Source organism: Desulfovibrio piger ATCC 29098, from assembly GCF_000156375.1.
GTDB lineage: Bacteria > Desulfobacterota > Desulfovibrionia > Desulfovibrionales > Desulfovibrionaceae > Desulfovibrio > Desulfovibrio piger.
In genome coordinates, this window is the sequence record NZ_DS996359.1 from 436,943 (window position 1) to 456,848 (window position 19,906).

Annotated in this window: 12 protein-coding genes; 8 read left to right on the forward strand and 4 right to left on the reverse strand. The window is 64.7% G+C overall.

The annotated features are described in order from the left end of the window. Positions 1 to 355 precede the first annotated feature (355 nt). Positions 356 to 1,285 (reverse strand): phosphoglycerate dehydrogenase, encoded by a 930-nt coding sequence (locus DESPIG_RS08570; RefSeq protein ID WP_006007548.1) that lies wholly within the window; start codon positions 1,283 to 1,285, stop codon positions 356 to 358. A 288-nt stretch (positions 1,286 to 1,573) separates the two neighbouring features. Here DESPIG_RS08570 and epsC point away from each other — a divergent pair, with 288 nt between their 5' ends. The 8 genes from epsC to DESPIG_RS08605 all read left to right on the forward strand — a co-directional run bounded on the left by epsC (position 1,574) and on the right by DESPIG_RS08605 (position 11,122). Next, positions 1,574 to 2,485: a serine O-acetyltransferase EpsC gene (gene epsC, locus DESPIG_RS08575; protein WP_040369750.1), complete on the forward strand. Its 912-nt coding sequence runs from the start codon at positions 1,574 to 1,576 to the stop codon at positions 2,483 to 2,485. Further along, positions 2,482 to 2,628 (forward strand): hypothetical protein, encoded by a 147-nt coding sequence (locus tag DESPIG_RS13815; protein ID WP_006007553.1) that lies wholly within the window; start codon positions 2,482 to 2,484, stop codon positions 2,626 to 2,628. Before epsC ends, DESPIG_RS13815 begins: the two co-directional genes overlap by 4 nt. Before the next feature lie 16 nt (positions 2,629 to 2,644). Beyond that, the gene (locus DESPIG_RS08580) at positions 2,645 to 3,898 is read left to right on the forward strand and encodes an amidohydrolase family protein (protein WP_006007554.1); all 1,254 of its coding nucleotides are present in this window, start codon (positions 2,645 to 2,647) and stop codon (positions 3,896 to 3,898) included. Positions 3,899 to 4,171: 273 nt separating this feature from the next. Next, entirely contained in the window at positions 4,172 to 5,473 is a 1,302-nt protein-coding gene (locus tag DESPIG_RS08585; protein WP_006007556.1) for an NCS2 family permease, read from the forward strand. Between the two features lie 43 nt (positions 5,474 to 5,516). Next, positions 5,517 to 6,896, forward strand: a complete 1,380-nt coding sequence (locus tag DESPIG_RS08590; protein ID WP_040369752.1) for a sodium-dependent transporter — start codon at positions 5,517 to 5,519, stop codon at positions 6,894 to 6,896. Positions 6,897 to 7,233: 337 nt separating this feature from the next. Beyond that, complete coding sequence (locus tag DESPIG_RS08595; protein WP_040369753.1) at positions 7,234 to 8,607, forward strand: sodium-dependent transporter; 1,374 nt, start codon at positions 7,234 to 7,236, stop codon at positions 8,605 to 8,607. An 85-nt stretch (positions 8,608 to 8,692) separates the two neighbouring features. After that, positions 8,693 to 9,313, forward strand: coding sequence for a signal peptidase I (gene lepB / locus DESPIG_RS08600; protein WP_006007562.1), 621 nt, complete (start codon positions 8,693 to 8,695; stop codon positions 9,311 to 9,313). A gap of 282 nt (positions 9,314 to 9,595) precedes the next feature. After that, positions 9,596 to 11,122, forward strand: coding sequence for a YifB family Mg chelatase-like AAA ATPase (locus DESPIG_RS08605; RefSeq protein ID WP_040369754.1), 1,527 nt, complete (start codon positions 9,596 to 9,598; stop codon positions 11,120 to 11,122). An 805-nt stretch (positions 11,123 to 11,927) separates the two neighbouring features. Here the strand turns inward: DESPIG_RS08605 and DESPIG_RS08610 are convergent. From DESPIG_RS08610 to nifJ, 3 genes are all read right to left on the reverse strand, one after another. Beyond that, a complete protein-coding gene (locus tag DESPIG_RS08610) occupies positions 11,928 to 13,136 on the reverse strand; it encodes an acetate kinase (protein ID WP_006007566.1) in 1,209 nt (402 codons plus the stop codon). Positions 13,137 to 13,236: 100 nt separating this feature from the next. Next, a complete protein-coding gene (gene pta / locus DESPIG_RS08615; RefSeq protein ID WP_006007568.1) occupies positions 13,237 to 15,339 on the reverse strand; it encodes a phosphate acetyltransferase in 2,103 nt (700 codons plus the stop codon). A gap of 294 nt (positions 15,340 to 15,633) precedes the next feature. Continuing rightward, a complete protein-coding gene (nifJ, locus tag DESPIG_RS08620; protein WP_006007573.1) occupies positions 15,634 to 19,182 on the reverse strand; it encodes a pyruvate:ferredoxin (flavodoxin) oxidoreductase in 3,549 nt (1,182 codons plus the stop codon). Positions 19,183 to 19,906: the final 724 nt, after the last annotated feature.

Sequence of the window (19,906 nt, forward strand, 5' to 3'; positions counted from 1 at the left end):
GGTAGTTTTTATTATGGATTTTAGACTGTTGGGCGCTACGGTGCGAAACGGGGAACCATCAGCCCCGGGGATGGTCTAGATTCCCGGTCGGCAGCCGGGGGCGTGTCCGCAAGTCTTGGATGGAAGCCGGATGCTCCTGATGCCGGATGTCCGATGGCTGGCTGGCGCATATCCGGTGCCCCATTTGCCTGGGGCAGCAAGATGTCACCGTCTCGCCCGGACAGCGACGGGGACCGGCCATACCGGTCAGAGCAAAAGTTTTTTCGGGGTGGGGGAGAGCACGAGAGGGGGAGGGGCAGTTTTTACCAAAAAACGCCCCTCCCCCTCTCGTCATGATCTCACTGGAGACTGCCGCCTATTTCAAGCCCAGGTCGCGGAGCAGGTTGCTGACGGCCATGTGGCCCATGGTGGCCACGGCGCCGCTGGTGGAGGACGAGCAGTGGGAGCCCATGACCAGATTGTCCAGGGCGTACCAGCGGGCGTCCTGCGGGGGCTCCTGTTCGAACACGTCCAGACCGGCGCCGTAGATGCGCTTCTGCTCCAGGGCCTCCAGCAGGGCGGGGCCGTCCACCAGCTCGCCGCGGGCGGTGTTGATGAGGATGGCGGTGGGCTTCATGAGGGCCAGACGCGGGGCATCCACCAGATGGCGGGTGCTGTCGTCGAGGCTGGTGTGCAGGCTGATGAAGTCGGCTTCGCGGAAGATGCGCTCCAGACCGGCGCGTTCCACATGGTTCTCGCTGGCCCAGGCGTCATCCCAGACGATGTCGTGGCCCAGCACCTTCATGCCGAAGCCCGCGCCGCAGCGGCGGGCCACCCGCTTGCCGATGGTGCCCAGGCCGATGATGCCCACGGTCTTGCCGTACAGGTCGATGCCGGTGATCTTGCTCCAGTCCCGCTCGCGGCAGCGGCGGTCGATGAGGGCCACCTTGCGGGCCACGCCCAGCATGAGGGCCAGGGCGTAGTCGGCCACGGCCTCGCTGTTGGCGCCCACGGTGCGGGAGACCTTGATGCCGCGGGCCTCGCAGGCGGCCAGGTCGATATTGTCCAGGCCCACGCCGTACTTGGCGATGGCCCGCAGACGGGGCGCGGCGGCCAGCACCGCGGCATCCACGGGGTCCACGCCCACGATCAGGCCGTCGCAGTCGGCCAGTTTTTCGCACATCTGGGCGGCGGAAAGGATGCCGCCGGTATCGTTGCGCACGACGTCCAGCCCCGCATCGCGGAGGATGTCGAAGAGTTCGGGATTGTTCTTGCCGAAGGATCGCGGGGTGGCGAGGACTTTCATGACGGGGCTCCTTGTGGGGAAAGGTGTGCGGCGGGGCAGGCGTCCGTTGCCCGCATGAGGCCCGGCCGGAAAAAGGGCCGGACAGGCCGGGGAGCTGTTCGCGTTCTTGCGCTCGCCCTCCGGCGGACGGGCCGTTTGGACGCGGACGGCAGGGGGGCCTGCGTCCTGAACCTAGCCCAGCGGGCGGATTTGTCAACGCCGGGCGCTCTCGCCGGCAGGTGCCCGTTTTCCTTTGCCTTGCGGGCGTCTGCCGTGTACAATGCGCGAAAAAACGCAACGCAGGTGACTATGAGCATTCTTCAGGATAATACTTCTTCCGCCGCCATGGAGCGGCTGGATTCCGTGGTCGACCGTCTTTGCCATCCCGAATCCCTGGACAAGGTCTGGCACTGTTCGGCCCGCGGCATGGCCATGCCTTCCCTGGACAGGCTGAACGAGATCATGGATCGCCTGCGGGCCGCCCTGTTCCCCGGCTATTTCGGGGCCGCGCGCGTCTGGCGGGAATCCATGCGCCATCATCTGGCCGCCAATCTGGACAGCGTCTACCGTCTGCTGGCCGAGCAGATCCAGCGCGGCATCTCCTTCTCCTGCAAGGGCGAGGGCGAAGGCTGCCAGAACTGCGAGCGCAACAGCCGCGAGCTGGCGCTGGCCTTCATGGACAAGCTGCCGGACATCCGCCACAAGCTGGCCGGGGATGCCCAGGCGGGCTACGAGGGGGACCCCGCGGCCACCAGCCCGGGCGAGACCATCTTCTGCTACCCCTCCATGTACACCATGGTGCACCACCGCATCGCCCATGAGCTGTACAGCCTCAAGGTGCCGCTGATCCCGCGCATCATCTCCGAGATGGCCCATTCCCGCACGGGCATCGACATCCATCCCGGGGCCACCATCGGCAACGACTTTTTCATCGACCACGGCACGGGCGTGGTCATCGGCGAGACCTGCATCATCGGCAACAGCTGCCGCCTCTACCAGGGCGTGACCCTGGGCGCGCTCTCCTTCCCCAAGAATGCCGACGGCACTCTGACAAAGGGCATCCCGCGCCACCCCATCCTGGAAGACAAGGTGACGGTCTACGCGGGCGCTACCATCCTGGGCCGCGTCACCGTGGGCCGGGGCGCGGTCATCGGCGGCAACGTCTGGATCACCGACGACGTGCCCGCCGGTGCCAAGGTCACGCAGGAGCGTCCGTCATGAGGCCCGCGCGCAAGGGACGGCTTTTCCTGCCGCTGCTCCTGCTGGCGGCGGTGATGCTGGCGGCCTGCCTGAGCGGCTGCGGCACGGAGGTCAAGGCCAAAGGACAGATGATCGGCGGCGTCTCCATGGGACGCGGCCTGTAACAGCGAGGTCGGGATCATGCGTACTCTGGTACAGGGTGGTCTTGTGGTGCGCCATGACGGCGTACGCAGGGCCGATGTCTTGTTCGAGGACGAGCGTATCGTGGAAGTGGGCGAAAGCCTTTCCGCTTCCGGTGCCTGCGTGGTGGACGCTACGGACTGCTATGTGCTGCCCGGTGGGGTGGACGCCCAGGTGCGCCCCGCCGGTGCGGGACTGGGCGGACTGGCCCGGGCCGCGCTTTTGGGCGGTACCACCAGCCTGGGCGTGCTGCCGCCGTGCGACGGTTCCACGCCGGTGACGGACGGCCTGCCCCTGGATGTGGTCGTGCACGCCGATGCCGCCGGGGAACTGCCGGATGCGGCGGCCTGCGCGGCCTTCCCCGCGTCGCTGCTGACGGCGGCCGATGCCTGCACGCGCCTGCGCGGTCTCAAGAACCAGGGCATGCTGCCGTTGGCGGCCTGCGGTCTGGAGCCCGTGGTCAGGGGCATGCGCGCCCGTCTGGAGGCCGAAGGGCAGCGGGACGTGCAGATCTGGCCGCAGGTCTTTCCCGCCTATGCCGAAGAAACGGCCGTGCGTCTGGCGCTGACCCTGGCCCATGCGGCGGAGAGCCCCCTGTGCCTGGGGCCGGTCTCGTCGGCACGTGCCCTGACGGCGCTTTCCGGCGGGCATGACTGCGGCCGCATCCACGCCTGCACGGCGCCGCGCTATCTGTTGCTGGACGCCGCCTGCTACGGCGAAGGTGCGGCCGAGGGCCTGAAATACGTCTGCATGCCGCCCCTGCGGGCCCCGCGTGACGGGCGCCTGCTGTGGGAAGCCCTTGCCCGCGGCCTGCTGGACCATGTGGTCTCCGCCCATGACGAGGTCAGCTATGCCCGCAAGTGGGCCACCGGCCGGGAATCGGTCTTTGCCTGCCCGCAGGGCATGCCCGGCGTGGAGACGCGCCTGCCCCTGCTGTTCTCGGAAGGCGTGCGCAAAAGCCGTCTGACCCTGCCGCGCTTCGTGGACGTGGCCTGCACCACGCCTGCGGCCCTGCTGGGCCTGGGCGAGTGCAAGGGCCGTCTGGAAGCCGGTTTCGACGCCGACGTGGTGGTGCTGGATCCGGTCTACTGCCGGGAGCTGAGCGTCCGCGGTCTGCATCAGGGCGACTACACGCCCTATGAAGGTCTTGAGGTGCAGGGCTGGCCGCGCCATGTCTGGGCGCGGGGACGCCACATGGTCACCGAGGGCGTCTGGAGCGGCCCGGAACAGGGCGGCACCGGCCCGGCCGCCTGAGGAATGTTTTTGCCGGCGCGGCATCCCTGACGGGGGTGCCGCGCCTTTTTTGCTTTGGCGGCGCACTTGGCAGAGCGGGGCTTGCCGGGTATAAGAACGCTTCGCACCACTGTTGCGGAGCGCAGCCGGACGCCGCGCTGCCGCAGGCCAGGGAAGCATGGCCCCGGCCGGTCGGGCGGATGCCCGGTGACCGGCCCCTGGGGGCCTGTCTTTTTGCCGGTGCGCCGGGGCCCGACTCCCACGGCGGCCCGCTCCGGTTCGAAAGGAGGATGTATGCTGGAAAAGATTTTTGCCCTCAAGGCCAACGGGACCTCGGTCCGGCAGGAATTGCGTGCCGGTCTGACGAGCTTCATGGCCATGTGCTACCTGATCTTCGTGGTGCCTTCCATGCTGGCCGATGCGGGCATGCCGCGCGAGAGCGCCGTGGCCGCCGTCATCTGGGTGACCATCGCCATCACCCTGCTCATGGGCCTGTGGGCGCGCTTCCCCGTGGGCGTGGCGCCCGGCCTGGGGATCACGGCCTTTTTTGCCTATTACGTCTGCGGCCCGGCGGGCTACAGCTGGCAGACGGGCCTGGGCGCCGTCTTCATCTCCGGCGTGTTCTTCATGCTGCTGACCGTGACCCGCGTGCGGCAGATGATCATCGACGCCGTGCCCATGGATCTGAAATACGCCATCGTGGTCGGTATCGGGGCCTTCATCGCCTTCATCGGCCTCAAGAACTGCGGCATCGTGGTGGCGGATCCCTCCACCTTCGTCACCCTGGGGCCCCTGACCAGGCCCGAAGCCCTGCTGGCCCTGGGCGGCCTGGCCCTGATGGCCATGCTCATGTGCCTGCGGGTGCCCGGCTCCATGATCATCGGCATCCTGACCGTCACCGTGGCCGGCGTGCTCTGCGGCGTGACCGCCATGCCGGAGCAGGCCTTTTCCGGTTTCAGTCTGCCCCTGCCCACCGAGACCTTCATGCAGATGGACCTCAAGGGGGCCCTGCATCACGGCCTGATCTCCATCATCTTCACCCTGACCATGGTGGACCTGTTCGACAACATGGGCGTGCTCATCGGTCTGGCGCGCAAGGCCGGCTTCATGGATGAAGAGGGCCACATCCGCCATCTGGACAGGGCCCTGGTGACCGACTCCATCGGTACCATGTGCAGCGCCGTGCTGGGCGCCACCACGGCCACGTCCTATCTGGAATGCGCCGCCGGCGTGGCCGAAGGCGGCCGTACCGGCCTCACGGCCGTGACCATCGCGGGCCTGTTCCTGCTGGCCCTGTTCTTCACGCCGCTGGTGGCCATGGTGCCCGCCTATGCCACGGCCCCCGTGCTGGTGCTGGTGGGCGCCCTGATGATGCAGGAAGTGGTGCAGATCAAGTTCCGCGATCTGAGCGTGGCCATCCCGGCCTTCCTGACCATCATCGCCATGCCCCTGACCTTCAATATCGCTACGGGCTTCGGCTTCGGCTTCATCAGCTTCGTGGTGCTGCGCGTCCTGACCGGGCGCTGGCGCGAGGTGAGCCCCATCATGTACATTGTTGCCGTCTGCTTTGCCGCCAACTTCGCGTTGCGCGGCTAGCAGGGCTGGACCATATCAACTCTCAAAGGATCAAGGCGGAATTATGTCTGGTAACACACAGCGTGAGATGCTGGGAAGCCGTCTGGGCTTCTTGCTGCTTTCGGCGGGCTGCGCCATCGGCCTCGGGAACGTCTGGCGTTTCCCCTACATCACCGGCGCGTATGGTGGCGCCATCTTCGTGGGTATCTATCTGCTCTGCCTGTTCGCTGTGGTGCCTACCATGATCATGGAATTCGCCGTGGGCCGTGCCGCCCGCCGCAACATGGGCCTGGCCTTCCACATCCTTGAGCCCAAGGGCTCCAAGTGGCACTGGGGCGGCAAGGTGGCCCTCATCGGCAGTTATTTGCTGATGATGTTCTACACCACGGTCACGGGCTGGATGCTCTATTACTGCTGGTACATGGCCAGCGGCGCCCTGAGCGGTCTGGATGCCGCCGGTGTGGGCAAGTTCTTCGGCGCCACCCTGGGCGACCCCGTGGCCCAGGTGGTGGGCATGACCCTGGTGGTGCTCATGGGCTGCGGCGTGTGCGCCATGGGCGTGCAGAAGGGCGTGGAACGCGTGGTCAAGCTGATGATGCTGGGCCTGCTCTTCATCCTCATGGCCCTGGTCATCCGCTCCCTGACCCTGCCCGGCGCCGAGGCGGGCGTCTCCTTCTACCTGTCGCCCGATCCCTCCAAGCTGGAGAAGACCGGTCTGTTCCCGGTCATCAACGCGGCCATGAACCAGGCCTTCTTCACCCTTTCCGTGGGCATCGGCGCCATGTGCATCTTCGGCAGCTACCAGGGCAAGGACCGTTCCCTGACCGGTGAGGCCATGTGGATCATGGGCCTGGATACCTTCGTCGCCCTGATGGCCGGCCTGATCATCTTCCCGGCCTGTTTCGCCTTTGGCGTGGAGCCCGGTTCCGGCCCCGGCCTGGTCTTCGTGACCCTGCCCAACATCTTCAACGTCATGGCCGGCGGCCAGCTGTGGGGCACGCTGTTCTTCATCTTCATGAGCTTTGCGGCCCTTTCCACGGTCATCGCCGTGTTCGAGAACATCATCTCCTACAGCGCCGACGTGTGGGGCATGGAACGCCGCCGCGCCACCTGGGTGCATGCCGTGGGCATCTGGGTCTGCTCGCTGCCCTGCGCGCTGGGCTTCAACCTGCTGGCCGACTTCCAGCCCCTGGGCCCCGGCACCTGCGTGCTGGATCTGGAAGACTTCCTCATCAGCAACAACATCCTGCCCCTGGGCGGCCTGTTCTTCCTGCTTTTCTGCTGCCTGCGTCGCGGCTGGGGCTGGGACAACTTCATCGCCGAAGTGGACCAGGGCATCGGCATGAAATTCCCCCGCTGGCTGCGCGGTTATGTGACCTACGTCCTGCCCTGTCTGATCATCTTCGTGTTCGTCATGGGCTACGTGGACAAGTTCTGGAAGTAGGCGGGCCCGGCGGCCCGCAAGGGCCGCTCCCGCTGTCGGGACCGTTCCCCGCGCCGTGCCGCGGCCGCCGGGGGGCGGTCCTGTCATGCCCGGCCCGGGGCAGAGCTGCTCCGGACCGGCCGTATCCCCGTTTTTCAGCCGTCCCCTTGGGGTGACGGTCTTCGCGTCCCGCTCCTGACAATCCGCCGGAGGCCTCCGGCCATGCGCCGCGAGCGTCCCTGGCCGGTACCGGCCAGGCGGCATGGAAGGGCAGGGCGCCGGGACTGAGGTCGTGCACGGCTTCTTTCCCTCACAACGACACATGCCGACCCTCATCCGCGGCCGGCAGGGAGGTTTCATGTCTCAGTCCAGAGAGATGCTGGGCAGCCGTCTGGGCTTTCTGCTGCTTTCGGCGGGCTGTGCCATCGGGCTGGGGAACGTCTGGCGCTTCCCCTATATCACCGGTGCGTACGGCGGCGCGGTCTTCGTGGGCGTCTACCTGCTCTGCCTGCTGGCCGTCCTGCCGGTGATGATCATGGAATTCGCCGTGGGCCGCGCGTCCCGCAGCAACATGGGCCGCGCCCTGAAGGTCCTGCCGCCCGAGGGCACGCGCTGGCACATGTTCAGCAAGATCCCCCTGTGGGGCAGCTACCTGCTTTCCATGTTCTACACCACGGTCACGGGCTGGATGCTGGCCTATTGCTGGCACAGCCTTTCCGGCAACCTGGCCGGTCTGGACACCACGGGCGTGGCGTCCTTTTTCGGCAGCACGCTGGCCAGCCCCTTTGAACAGGTGCTGGGCATGACCATCGTGGTGGGCGTGGGCTGCCTGGTCTGCGCCATGGGCGTGCAGAAGGGCGTGGAGCGCGTGGTCAAGGTCATCATGGTGGGCCTGCTGGCCATCCTGGTGCTGCTGGTGGTCCGCAGCCTGACCCTGCCCGGTGCGGGCGCGGGCGTGAGCTTTTATCTGGCCCCGGATCTGGAGAAGATGCAGAGCGTGGGCTGGTATGCCGTGCTCAATGCGGCCATGACCCAGGCCTTCTTCACCCTGTCGGTGGGCATCGGCAACATGACCATCTTCGGCAGCTACCAGAGCAAGGACCGTTCCCTGACCGGTGAGGCCCTGTGGATCATGAGCCTGGATACCTTCGTGGCCATCATGGCGGGCCTGATCATCTTCCCGGCCTGCTTCGCCTTCAGCGTGGCGCCCAACAGCGGTCCGGGCCTGATTTTCATCACCCTGCCCAACATCTTCAACGCCATGGACGGCGGCATCCTCTGGGGCACGCTCTTCTTCGTCTTCATGAGCTGCGCGGCGCTCTCCACGGTCATCGGCGTGTTCGAGAACATCATCTCCTACAGCGTGGACGTCAGCGGCATGTCGCGCCGCCGTGCCTGCGCCGTGCACTTTGTCTGTCTGTGGCTGGCCTCGCTGCCCTGCGCGCTGGGCTTCAACCTGCTGGCGGACTTCCAGCCCCTGGGCCCCGGCACCTGCGTGCTGGATCTGGAAGACTTCCTGCTCAGCAACAACCTGCTGCCCTTCGGCTGCCTGCTCTTCCTGCTTTTCTGCAGCTGGCGGCGCGGCTGGGGCTGGGACAACTTCGTGGCCGAGGTCAACCAGGGCCAGGGGGTGCGCTTTCCGCGCTTCATGAAGTATTATCTGCGTTACGGCCTGCCCTGCATCATCCTGCTGGTCTTCATCATGGGCTACGTGGACAAGTTCGGCAAATAACCTCCGGGTACTTGCCCTCGGCGCTTTGCCGGGGCATAGTGCAAGGGCCGCACGCTTGGGCGGCAATCACGAAAAAGGAAGATCCATGAGTACATTGCTGCAGAAATCCTCCAAGAAATCGCTGATCCGTGAATACGGCGAAGCCCTGCTGGTGGCGCTGGTCCTGGCTTTCGTCATCAGGACCTTCGTGGTCCAGGCCTACAAGATCCCCTCGGAATCCATGGTCGAGACCCTGCTGGTGGGCGACCATCTGCTGGCCAGCAAGTTTGCCTACGGCATCAAGATCCCCTTCACCCACACCTACATCTACCGTGGCGATGATCCCGCCTACGGTGACATCATCATCTTCGAATACCCCAACGATCCCTCGGTGGACTACATCAAGCGCGTCATCGGCCTGCCCGGCGACGTCATCACCGTGCGTGACAAGCGTCTTTACCGCAACGGCATGCCCGTGGAAGAGAGCTACATCCGCTACGAGCAGCCCAACATCATCGAGCCCATCCGCGACAACTTCGGTCCCGTGACCGTGCCGCCGGACAAGTACTTCGTCATGGGCGACAACCGCGACAACTCGCTGGACTCCCGCTTCTGGGGCTTTGTGGATCGCGGTGCCATCCAGGCCAAGGCCTGGCGCATCTACTGGTCCTGGGACGACAAGGACAACAGCCCGCGCTGGAGCCGCATCGGCAAGGCCGTCCGCTAGGGCCCGAAAACCGGAGGGATTCGTTGCGGGAAGGGGCATGTCTCCGCTGCCGGAAGGCGGCTCCTTTCCCGGTCGTGCCTTCTTCCCGCATCGCGTTATGGGAAGGGCATGACGGTGGGGATCCGTTCCGTGTCCTGCGGGCTTTTTCCACAGGAGCATGATCACAGGCGCTGTCGCAGATGCGGCAGCGCTTTTTTTGCAGCCGTCGTGCGGGCCGGGCAACAGGCCATGCCGCACGGGGAGGCCGTTCAGCGGCAGGGCCGACGGCGGTGGGGGAGGATTATGGTCATACGATTGTACAGCGCCGGTCTGGAAGGGGTGGATGCCTTTCCGGTGGACGTGGAAGTGGATCTGGTGCGCCAGGGGTTGCCCGGCTTTACGCTGGTGGGCCTGGCCGAGGCTGCCGTGCGCGAGGCCCGGGAGCGGGTTTTTTCGGCCCTGCGGGCCTGCGGTTTTCGCCTGCCGCCTTCGCGCATCACCGTGAACCTGGCCCCGGCCGGACGCCGCAAGAGCGGGACGGCCTTCGATCTGCCCCTGGCCTTGGGCCTGCTGGCGGCCAGCGGCCAGATCCCGGTGGAAGCCTTGCAGGGCCGTGTCTTTGCCGGAGAACTTTCCCTTTCCGGTGCGCTCAGGCCGGTGCCCGGCATGTTGCCCCTGACCATCATGGCCCGGCAGCAGGGCCTCAGCTCCGTCATCCTGCCGCCGGACAACGGTGCCGAAGCGGCCGTGGTCCGGGACGTGGCCGTCTACACGCCCACGCATCTTTCCCAGTGCGTGGCCTTTCTGCTGGGGCGGGAAGAGCTCGAAGCCCGGCAGCCCTTGCCCGTGTCTCCAGAGGATGCCGTCCTGTGCGGCATGGACTTTGCCGAGGTCCGCGGCCAGCAGGGCGCGCGGCGTGCGCTGGAAGTGGCGGCCGCCGGCGGGCACAATCTGCTCATGATTGGCCCGCCCGGCAGCGGCAAGACCATGCTGGCCCAGCGTCTGCCCACCATCCTGCCGCCGCTGGACTTTGAAGAAGCCTTGGAAGTGACCAAAATCTACAGTGTGGCGGGCAAGCTGGCCCCCGGTCAGGGACTTGTGCGCGTGCGGCCCTTCCGGGCGCCGCACCACACGGTCTCGGAAGTGGCTCTGGTGGGCGGCGGCCTGCATCCTCTGCCCGGTGAGGTGAGCCTGGCCCACCGTGGCGTGCTCTTCCTCGACGAGCTGCCCGAATTTCGCAAGAACGCGCTGGAAGTGCTGCGCCAGCCCCTGGAGGACGGCCGCGTGACCATTGCCCGTGCCGGGCAGAGCCTCACCTATCCGGCCGCCTGCATGCTGGTGGCCGCCATGAATCCCTGCCCCTGCGGCTACTACGGGGACCCCGACCACGAATGCACATGTCGCCCCGACATCCTGCACCGCTACCGCAACCGGCTGTCCGGTCCGTTGCTGGATCGTATCGACGTCCACGTGGAGGTGCCTGCCGTGCCCTATGAGGACTTGCGCGGGGGCAGCCCTGCCGAAGACTCATCCACCATCCGAAAACGCGTCCTGGCGGCCCGTGAGCGCCAAAATGCCCGTTATACCGGGACGGCCTGCCGTTGCAATGCCGATCTGGGCGGCTTTTTGCTGGAACGCCACTGTGCCCTCGATGCCGCCGGGCACGCGCTCATGGAGCAGGCCGTGCGTGCTCTGGGCCTCTCCGCCCGCGCCTACACCCGTGTGCTGCGTCTTGCCCGCACCATCGCCGATCTGGAGGGCAAGGACGCCATCGCTCCCGCCCATGTGGCCGAGGCCATCTCCCTGCGCGTGCTGGATCGCCCGCAGTAGGCGAGAAGGATAGTTGCGAGGGGGAGGCCCCCCTTTTGTGGACAAAAGGTGCGGCCTCCCCCTCGCGCTCCCCCTCCACGCCAAAAAACTTTGTCAGGGGGACACCTCCTGCCGGAAGAGCAGAAGAAATTATAGGCGTTGAAAGAGACGGGGATTTTTCCCAGCGCCCCAAGCTTTCACCGCCATGCAAGGCTCCTCTCTTTCCCTTCAGAAAAAATTGTTCCGGTTATCAGGCGAGACGTGCGGCCGTCGATGGGCTTGGTGCTTGGCGGTTCCCGGGATGCACAGCATGGTCTGGCGCGCTGTCACCGCCGGTAGTCTGTTGGAGTGCGGTATGGCGGCCCCCCTTCGGGCGACATCTCTGTTGTCGTTTCCCCTCCTTGTTTTTTTGCCTGAACAGAGGAAGGCGCGTGAAGCGCGCCAGACCATGAGCGGTTTTTGGGGGGAGGGGGAGTTTGAGGGGGAGGGCCCGCTTTTTACCGCAGGAAAAAGGGGCCCTCCCCCTCAAGGCGCTCTGCCCGGCAGATCACCGATACAAAGAAAACGGGGCCGTCTCGTGAAGAGACGGCCCCGTTTCGTATCGTGGGAGCTGTCGTTGAGCCGGGAAGCGAGGCACCGGTGCGGCGGGCACAGCTCCGAATGCGGCCTTTGTCGCCGCGCCCCGTCCCATGGTGCTCTGCTTTGAACGGAGGAAGTCGCGCGGGACGCGCCTTTCCAAGAGCGTTTGGGAGGGGGGAGTCTGAGGGGAAGGCCCGCTTGTTACCGCAGGCAGAAGGGGCCCTTCCTCCTCAACATATGTTTTGCCTTAGGCCAGCACTTCCATGGTGGCCTGGGCGATCTGCAGTTCCTCGTTGGTGGGGATGATGAGGACCTTGATCTTGCTGTCGGGGGTGGAGATGGTGCGGGCACCGGGCTTGCGGGTGCCGTTTTCTTCCAGGTTCAGGCGCACGCCCAGTTCTTCCAGGCCTTCGCAGACCTTGGCGCGGACGATGTCGTCGTTTTCACCGATACCGGCGGTGAAGACCAGGGCATCGACCTTGCCGCCCAGCAGGAAGAAGTAGGCGCCCAGGGTCTTCTTGATGCTGCGGACCAGCATGTTGAGGGCCAGTTCGGCCTTCTTGTTGCCGTTTTCCACTTCCTTGTGCACGTCACGCATGTCGGTGAAGCCGCACAGGCCCAGCAGACCGGACTTCTTGTTCATCAGGGTGTCCATTTCCTCGGGGGTCAGGCCCTTCTTTTCCATGATGAAGGGGACGATGGCCGGGTCGATGGAACCGCAGCGGGTGCCCATGATGAGGCCTTCCAGAGGGGTGAGGCCCATGCTGGTATCAAAGCACTTGCCGTCTTTCACACAGCTCATGGAAGAGCCGTTGCCCAGGTGCATGGTGATGGAGCGCAGCTCGGACTGGGGCTTGCCCAAGTATTCGGCGGTCTTCTTGGCGATGTACTTGTGAGAGGTGCCGTGGAAGCCGTAGCGGCGGATGTGCATCTCTTCGTAGATCTCGTAGGGCAGGCCGTACATGTAGGCTTCCTGCGGCATGGCCATGCCGAATTCGGTGTCGAACACGGCCACGTTGGGCACGCCGGGGAAGAGCTTTTCGGCCACTTCGATGCCCATGAGGTTGGCGGGGTTGTGCAGGGGGCCCAGGGGGAAGCAGTCACGGATGATCTGCTTCACGTTTTCGTCCACCTTCACGGTCTCGGTGATGGATTCGCCGCCGTGCAGCACGCGGTGGCCGATGGCGTAGATCTCGCTCTTGTCCTTGATGACGCCCTTTTCAGCGTCGGTCAGCAGGGCGATGACCATTTCCATGGCTTCCACGTGAGTGGGGAAGGCGCTTTCGCGCACGATCTTTTCTTCGTGGTCGGTGTCGGGGGCGATCTTGTGGGTCAGCTTGCCCATGCCCTGGCCGATGCGTTCGGCCAGACCGGAAGCCAGGACGGTCTCGGTGTCCATTTCCAGCAGCTGATATTTGCAGGAGGAAGAGCCAGCGTTGATAACCAGTACTTTCATGAGGATCCTCGTCAGGGGGGAATGGAGGGACGGAGCCTAGGCTCCGTCCCTGATATGGTGGTTGCGGACAGGATGCCGGGCGAGCCGGCGCTGGTCCGTACTACTTCTGCTTTTCGGCAGCGGCCTGGATGGCGGTGATGGCCACGGTATTCACGATATCGGGCACGGTGCAGCCGCGGGACAGGTCGTTGACGGGCTTGTTGAGGCCCTGCAGGACAGGACCGATAGCCACGGCCTCAGCGGCACGCTGCACAGCCTTGTAGGTGTTGTTGCCGGTGTTGAGGTCGGGGAAGATGAAGACGGTCGCCTTGCCGGCCACCTTGCTGTTGGGCAGCTTGGTCTTGGCCACGGTGGGATCGATGGCGGCGTCGTACTGCAGGGGGCCTTCCAGGGAGAGCTCGGGAGCCTTTTCCTTGGCCAGGGCCGTGGCTTCCACCACCACATCCACGTCGGCACCCTTGCCGGACGTACCGGTGGAGTAGGAGAGCATGGCCACGCGGGGATCGATGCCGAAGACCTTGGCGGTATCGGCGGAGGCCACGGCGATCTCGGCCAGCTGCTGGGAGGTGGGGTTGGGGTTGACGGCGCAGTCACCGAAGACCAGCACGCGGTCCTTGAGGCACATCAGGAAGACCGAGGAGACCACGGAGTAGCCGGGCTTGGTCTTGATGAATTCGAAGGCGGGACGGATGGTGTGGGCGGTGGTGTTCACGGCACCGGAGACCATGCCGTCGGCGTCGTCCTTCTTGACCATCATGGTGGCGTAGTAGGTGGCGTCGCTCATGACGTCGCGGGCGCGTTCGATGGTCACGCCCTTGGCCTTGCGCAGTTCGGCGTAGGTGGCGGCGTAGTCTTCGAACTTGGGCGAGGTGGCGGGATCGATGATGGTGGCCTTGCTGATGTCGAGGTGCAGTTCGCGGGCCAGCTTGTTGATCTTGTCCTCATTGCCCAGCAGGATGATGTCGGCCACTTCGCGGCGCAGCAGGATGTCGGTGGCCTGCAGGATGCGGGGTTCCTCGCCTTCGGCCAGGACGATACGCATCTTGTTGGCCTTGGCGCGCTCGATGAGGTTCAGTTCGAACATCATGGGCGTCATACGGCCGGGTTTGGTCATGTTCAGGCGGGCGCTGATCTCCTTGCCGTTGACGTAGTGGTCATACAGGCCCAGCACGGTGTTGATCTTGCGGGTATCGGTGGGCTCGATGAGGCCGTAGATCTCCTGCAGGGACATGAAGGCCTTGGAGGTGTGCTGGTCGGTCAGCAGCACGGGCAGGGGAGCACCGGTCCAGCCTTCGATGAGGCTGCTCACTTCGGCGCTGGGACGGATGCCGCCGGTCAGCAGCACGCCGGCGATGTCGGGCTTGCTGGAGGACAGGCGGGAGGCGATGGAGGCCAGCAGGATGTCGGTGCGGTCGCCGGGGGTCACGATGAGCTGGTCCTTGGCCAGGTAGCCCAGGAAGTTGTCCACGTGCATGGCGGCGATGAGGTAGTCGCCCACCAGGGCGTCGAGGTGGGCCTCGCCGGAGAGCACTTCGGCGTTCAGGCCCTTCTGCAGGTCACGCATGGTGGCGCGGCCCAGGGCGGGCTCGTCCGGGATGGCGTAGACCAGGCCGGGCTTGTCGTCGGCGGCAAAGATATCGCTCAGGTCGTCGGCTTCGGCGCGGGTCAGGCTGGAGCGGTTGACGATGGTGGCGATGACGTCCAGGGAGTAGGGGGCCATGGAGTCGCGGGTCACCAGCAGGGAGTCGCGCACTTCTTCGGCGCTCTTGCCTTCACCGCTGGTGATGAGCATCACGGGGCAGCCCAGGTTGGAGGCGATCTCGGCGTTCAGTTCGAATTCGAAGACCGGGTCCTTGCCCAGGAAGTCGGTGCCCACGCAGAGCACGAAGTCGTGGCGGCTCTGGAGTTCCTTGAACTTCTGGATGATGTTCTCGATGACCAGGTTGCGGTCGCCCTGATTGATGATGGTGCGCACTTCCTGGTAGGTGTAGGCGAAGGTGTCGCAGTAGTCCTGCTTGAGCTTGAAGTGTTCCAGCAGCAGGTTGATGTCCGGGGCGCGGTCATCCAGCTGGGGTTCATTGATGATGGGGCGGAAAATGGCCACATCCTGCATGTTGCGGCTCAGGATGGACATGGTGCCCAGGGCGATGGCGCGCTTGCCGGTGCGCGGGCCCGTGGCGGTAAGGTATAGGGCGCGATGCATGGTTTCCTCCAGGACGGGGCGCTGGCCCCGGTGAATCGATGCCGTTATGTTTGAAGTTTCGCGAGCCGGAAACTTCCAAAGCGCGGGTTGGCTGATGGCGCGCTGCGCGCCGCGGCCCGCAGGCCGCTGCCCTTGCGGGCGGAAATATGGTGTTGCGCCATGCGGGTCTGCCGTCCCGGCATGGGCGCGTCCTTGCCGGCGGGGCCGGAGGACGCAGGGGCTCGACCCGCGCTCCAGATAATGGGGGCGCGGCCGTTGCGGCCGCGCCCCTTCATTTATTCAGCGTATGCCGGCTTAGTTTTCGCTGCCGGGATGGGGCAGGCTGGCCAGCTGCTTGTACAGAGCGTGACGCTCGTTGTAGGCCTTGTCCAGTTCAGCCTTGAGCTGCTTGGACACTTCGGGATCCTTCTTGTCCAGAGCGGCGAAACGGGTTTCGCCGGCCAGGAAGGCCTGCAGTTCGCCGTTGGGATCCTTGGTGTAGTCCAGCTGGAAGGGATTCTTGCCTTCCTTGGCCAGTTCGGGGTTGAAGCGGTACAGGGGCCAGTAGCCGGTCTGCACGGCCAGCTTTTCTTCTTCCTGGCTCTTGCCCATGCCCTTGCGGATACCCTGGTTGATGCAGGGAGCGTAGGCGATGATCAGCGAGGGGCCCTTGTAGGCTTCGGCTTCGCGGAAGGCCTTGAGCACCTGCTGCTTGTCGGCGCCCATGGCGATGGAGGCCACGTACACATAGCCGTAGCTCATGGCCATGCGGCCCAGGTCCTTCTTGCCGATGCGCTTACCGGCAGCGGCGAACTGAGCGATGGCGCCCAGAGGAGTGGACTTGGAGGCCTGACCGCCGGTGTTGGAGTACACTTCGGTATCCATCACCAGGACGTTGATGTCGTCGCCGGAAGCCAGGACGTGGTCCAGACCGCCGTAACCGATGTCGTAGGCCCAGCCGTCACCACCGAAGATCCACACGCTCTTCTTGGTGAAGAGGTCGCCCATATCCCACAGCTTGTGGGCCAGAGCATGGTTGGCTTCGGACAGGCTGTCCAGGTTGTCCAGGATCTCTTCACCGAACTTGCGGGAGCCTTCGGCGTCGTCCATGTTGTCCAGCCAGCCCTGCAGGGAGGCCTTCAGTTCGTCGTCGATGCCTTCGGTGGCCAGGGCTTCCTTCACAGCCAGGGCCAGGGCGCCGCGGCGCTGCTTGTAGCCCAGACCGATACCGCAGCCGAATTCGGCGGCGTCTTCAAAGAGGCTGTTGCCCCAGGCGGGACCGAAGCCGTCCTTGTTGGTGGTGTAGGGCGTGGTGGGGGAAGAGGCGCCCCAGATGGAGGAGCAACCGGTGGCGTTGGCGATCAGCATGCGTTCGCCGAACAGCTGGGTGAGCACCTTGACGTAGGGGGTTTCACCGCAGCCGGCGCAGGCGCCGGAGAACTCATGCAGGGGCTGCTGCAGCTGGGAACCCTTGACGGTGTCGCGAGCCATCAGGTCGTCCTTGATGGAGACGTTGGCTTCGGCGAAGGCCAGGTTGGCCACCTGGGCGTCGATCTGGGTATCCAGGGGCTTCATGGACAGGGCGCGCTTTTCAGGCTTGGTGGGGCAGACTTCCACGCAGGAGCCGCAGCCCAGGCAGTCTTCGGCGTACACCTGCATGCGGAACTTCATGCCGGTCAGTTCCTTGCCCTTGGCAGGCACGGTCACGAAGCTTTCGGGAGCGCCGGCCAGTTCTTCGTCATTGGCGACCACGGGGCGGATGGCGGCGTGGGGGCACACGAAGGAGCACTGGCAGCACTGGATGCAGTTGTCGGCCACCCATTCGGGCACGTTGATGGCCACACCGCGCTTTTCACAGGCGGCGGTGCCCAGGGGCATGATGCCGGCGGGTTCCATGGCGGACACGGGCAGCTTGTCGCCGCGCTGGGCCAGGATGGGACGCACCACACCGGCGATGTACTCGTCGTCGCCGCAATGGCAGACTTCGGCACCTTCGGTGGCGTCAGCCCAGGATTCGGGGTACTTGATCTCGACCAGGGCGTCCATGCCCTTGTCCACGGCGGCGATGTTCATGTTGACGATCTTGTCGCCCTTCATGCCGTAGGTCTTCTTGATGGATTCCTTCAGCAGGGCCACGGCCTTGTCGAAGTCGATCACGTTGGCCAGCTTGAAGAAAGCGGTCTGCATGATCATGTTGATGCGGCCGCCCAGACCCACTTCCTGGGCCACGGCAACGGCGTCAACGTTGAAGAACTTCAGGTGCTTGCGGGCAATGGTGCGCTTCATGGAAGCAGGCAGGTGCTTTTCCATGTCTTCCAGCGACCAGTTGGAGTTCAGCACGAAGGTACCGCCGTCCTTGATGCCGTCCAGGATGTCGTACTGGGTGACATAGGCGGCCTTGTGGCAGGCGATGTAGTCGGCCTGGGTGATGAGGTAGGACGACTGGATGGGGCTCTTGCCGAAGCGCAGGTGGGACACGGTGAAGCCACCGGACTTCTTGGAGTCGTAAGCGAAGTAGGCCTGAGCGTACATGTCGGTGTTGTCACCGATGATCTTGACGGCCTGCTTGTTGGCACCCACGGTACCGTCGGCGCCCAGACCGAAGAACTTGCACTGCACGGTGCCGGCGGGCACGGTGTCGATCTCTTCTTCAACGTCGAGGCTCAGGTTGGTCACGTCGTCGTTGATGCCCACGGTGAAGTGGTTCTTGGGAGCCAGGCCCAGCATGTTGTCGAACACGGCCTTGGCCATGCCGGGGGTGAAGTCCTTGGAGCCCAGACCGTAACGGCCGCCCACGATGGTGGGAGCTTCGCCCTTTTCCATGAAGGCAGTGCACACGTCCTGGTACAGGGGCTCGCCCAGGGAACCGGGTTCCTTGGTGCGGTCGAGGACGGTGATGGTGGTGGCGGTGGCGGGGATGGCCTGCAGCAGGTGTTCGGCCGAGAAGGGACGGAACAGATGCACTTTCACCAGACCCACACGCTGGCCGCGTTCGTTCAGGTAGTTGACGGTTTCCTGGATGACTTCACAGGAGGAACCCATGCTGATGATCACGCGGTCGGCTTCGGGATGGCCCACGTAGTCGAACAGGCGATGCTTGCGGCCGGTGATGGCGGCCACTTTCTTCATGTTTTCCAGCACGATGCCGGGCACGGCATCATAGTACAGGTTGCTGGCTTCGCGGTTCTGGAAGAAGATGTCGGGGTTCTGGGCGGTACCGCGGATATGGGGATGTTCCGGGTTCATGGCATTGGCGCGGAACTCTTCGACCTTGTCCCAGGGAACCAGCTTGCGGATGTCTTCGTAATCGATGGTCTCGATCTTCTGCACTTCGTGAGAGGTACGGAAACCGTCGAAGAAGTGGCAGAAGGGCACGCTAGCGTCAAGGGCGGACAGGTGGGCGACCAGGGCCATGTCCATGCATTCCTGCACCGAAGAGGAGCAGAGGAAGGCAAAGCCGGTCTGACGGCAGGCCATGACGTCCTGATGGTCACCGAAGATGGACAGAGCGTGGGAAGCCAGGGCACGGGCCGAAACATGGAAGACGCCGGGCAGCAGTTCGCCGGCGATCTTGTACATGTTGGGGATCATGAGCAGCAGGCCCTGGGAAGCGGTGTAGGTGCTGGTCAGAGAACCGGCAGCCAGCATACCGTGCACGGCACCGGCGGCACCGGCTTCGGACTGCATTTCACGCACGGTCACGGTCTGGCCCATCAGGTTCTTGCAACCCTTGGCGGCCATTTCGTCCATGACTTCGCCCATGACGGACGAAGGGGTAATGGGGTAAATGGCAGCCGTGTCCGACAGAGCGTAGGCAATATACGCGGTGGCGTTATTGCCGTCCATGGTTTTCATTTTCGCCATCTGTTCCTCCTTGCGCGTCTATCTTGGCGCGCATGTTTTTCCGGAATGGACACACCGGCAGGCCGGTGGTCGTGTGCAAACAGAGAGGATCCATCGCATCATGCCGTGGCATGAGGCCGGAGCGGCCCGGGCGGAAGAAGCCCGAAAAAACGGCCGGGACCGTGCCTGTTCGCAATGGATGAGCCCTACCACAAAATTGTTTGTTTGAACAGTCTAATGTGGTCAGGCTGTGAAAAAAAATGCGCAGGCATTTTTATAAGAGAAACAAAGGGGTTAGGAAGATTTTGGGCCGCTGTGGCCCCGCAGGACGCGTGAGCACCGCCTTTGTCTCTCTTCAGGCTGCCTACTAAAAAGGGCGACAAAAGGCAACTACGGAAAATCCCATGAAATGTGTCATGTGATCATAGCCTGCAAATCGGCGCCGCGCAAGGCTTTGAAGGCGCTTTCCGGCAGGCGGGGACGGCAGGCCGGGCAGGGGCAAAACATGTGCCGGAACGACCGGGACGGGGCCGGGGGGAAGGCGGGCGATCTGGGGGCGGAACGCACCGGAGACAGGCCGGAAAAGCGAGGCAAAGGGCAGACGCGGCAAAGCCCTCTGCCGACCGGTACGGACGTCCGGGCCGCGCTCCCCCGGGGGCAGCGCCCGTCCGCCGGGACGCGGGAGGGCAGGCCATGAAAAAAGGGGCCCCCTGACGGGAGCCCCTTGGAGAGGTCACAAGGACGG